The 2298-nt window shown below is 62.9% G+C and carries 2 protein-coding genes; both read right to left on the reverse strand.

What is annotated here, in order from left to right; all coding sequences use genetic code 11:
* Positions 1–80 precede the first annotated feature (80 nt).
* A complete protein-coding gene (locus tag ACH2EH_RS02905) occupies positions 81–923 on the reverse strand; it encodes a BsuPI-related putative proteinase inhibitor (protein WP_395138775.1) in 843 nt (280 codons plus the stop codon).
* A gap of 1 nt (position 924) precedes the next feature.
* Positions 925–2298: nucleoside triphosphate pyrophosphohydrolase (gene mazG / locus ACH2EH_RS02910; RefSeq protein WP_395138778.1), on the reverse strand; the 1374-nt coding region annotated here is incomplete at its 5' end.

Genomic DNA, 2298 nt, shown 5'->3' on the forward strand with positions numbered 1-2298 from the left:
CGCCCATAAAATTCGGTATGGCCGGAACGGCCTTTGTAGCGCGAAGCGCTCTCTAGTCCCGCCGCTCTAACCGGCGGGACTCAGGGGATGACGCTCAGGATTCCCAGGGCCTCGGCGGTGTTGGTGCCCCCCCTAATCGGCAGATACCCCACCAGCTCGTAGCTCCCCGCAGGGAGCTTGCCTGGTACCGCCCAGGTCTCCGTGAAGAGTTTTCTCTCGCCCGGTGCTAGTGTGAGCCGGGTGAGCGCCATGATATAGGAGCGCCCCCGTGAGAGTTGCCAGACGGTCAGTGCCCCTGTGGCATAGCGGGCATTGGGCTCAGGGCGACGGCGCACTTCCATGTCGTACTGGCGCCCCGAGGAAAACTCCAAAGCAACGGGCAGAGCGCCGGTGTTGGTGACGGTGTAGGTAAGGCGGACGCTCTCCCCCGCACGGACACGGCCCCGGTCGGCCTGAATCGTGGATTGCAGACGCCCTCCCCCTCCCGGTTGCGGCGGGCGTACACGGATGGGGGGCGGCACGGGATCGGGATCGCCTCCGGGTAGCTCACGATCCATCAAATAAACTTGCGTCGTCACCGGCGCCGTAAAGGGCAGATGCGTGAACTCAATCTCGTAGGTGCCCGCAGGAACCCGCTTCCCGCTGTCATCGCGCCGATCCCAGATCTCACGGTGCTCGCGCCACTGCCCCGGCTCTACCCGAATTGTCTCGGTAGGAGGCCCGACCTTGTTTTTTGACCAAGTCCAGACGACTTTGCGGCTGCGGCTCTCCCGCACGCGAATCTCGAACTCGAAGCGTGTCCCGACGGTAAAGAAAATAGGAGAGGACCCGTCGTTGAAGAGATATCCCATGATCTCCACCGCACGCTGAGAGGGATACTGGCTTTTATCCGTGGTGACTTTCTGACTGACTCCTCGTTGCATTCTATTGACCTTTCGCCACGCGCGGGGCTTCTTTTTCGGAGCGTTTGGCCTCTTGCCAAAGAGCTTCCTGCTGAGCAAGCGTCAGCTCCTGCACATGCTGACCCTGGGCACGCGCTGCCTCCTCGATATAACGCCAGCGCTGCGAGAAACGTGACACCTGCCCCCGGAGCGCCTCCTCGGCATCCACCCCGATCTTACGCCCCACATTCACCAGAGTAAAGAGCACATCGCCCAGCTCCTCCGCGCTACGCTCCGTCTTACCCGCAGCCAGCTCAACCCGCAGCTCCGCCAACTCCTCCACCACTTTCTCGAAGACTTGGTCAACATCAGGCCACTCGAAGCCGACCGCGACCACGCGCTTGCTGGTCTCCAGTGCCAGAGAGAGCGCGGGGAGGCTGCTCGTGATCCCCGCCAGGACGGACTCTTTGGGCTCCTTGCCTTTTTCGGTGGCCTTAATGGCGTTCCACTGCACGAGGACAGCCGCCGCATCGCTTGCCTGTGCCTCACCAAAGACATGGGGATGGCGCCGGATAAGCTTCTCGCAGAGAGCCGCACAGATATCGCCGGAGTCGAAGTCGCCCGCCTCACGGGCAATCTGCCCATGGAGCAGAACCTGGAGCAGAAGATCCCCCAGCTCCTCACAAAGCGCTTCGGGATCGCCTTTATCCAGCGCCTCCGCGACCTCGTAGGCTTCTTCGAGGACATAGCGGCGCAGGCTGGCGTGAGTCTGCTTCAGATCCCAGGGACAGCCGCCCTCGCGGTCGCGCAGGCGGGCGACGATGCCAAGGAGTTTGTCAAAATCTTGTAGCCGCTGGGCTTCGGCGAGCTCGGGCACCCATACCGTCGTGAGGTGGTCAATGAGGCTCTGGTGGGCGCTTCGGTCTAGTTCGTAGAGGGGAATCGTGGCCTTTCGCTCGATGCCCACAATGCCCGCACCATGCACGACCGTGACCAAAAACTCATCGGGGTAGCCTGCACGGCTCAGTGCCAGCTTGGCGTTGCTGGCGGCGGCGCGGCTGTGTACTTGGTAGAGCAGGATCGGGCCACCGGTTCGCAAGGCCAGAGGGGGCATGGGCGCTTCCGGATCCAGGAGCAGGGCATCCACCACGTGAAGATCCCCGGTCACGGCCTCGCCAACGGCTTCCAGGCAGGCATCCACAAACGACGGAGCCCCCACAACTTGGGTAGAAATCCCCTGGCGCTGTGTCAAGGTCAGAAGCCGCGCAACGGTTGTCTCCCCGATCAGCGGATGCCCCGGCACGGCGTAGACAAGCTCCCCGTGCGCGGCGTGCATCCGGAGCACCCGTGCGACAATCGCATCGTAGGTATCCGAGAAAGAGGCTCCGTGCTCGTACTCATCGTCGAGCGCCGTGAC

Origin of the sequence: Armatimonas sp. (assembly GCF_043760365.1) — a bacterium.
Taxonomy (GTDB): Bacteria; Armatimonadota; Armatimonadia; order Armatimonadales; family Armatimonadaceae; genus Armatimonas.

What these genes read in the sequence shown, in the direction of transcription:
- ACH2EH_RS02905 (WP_395138775.1), bottom strand. Translation starts at nt 923, where the DNA reads ATGCAACGAGGAGTCAGTCAGAAAGTCACCACGGATAAAAGCCAGTAT.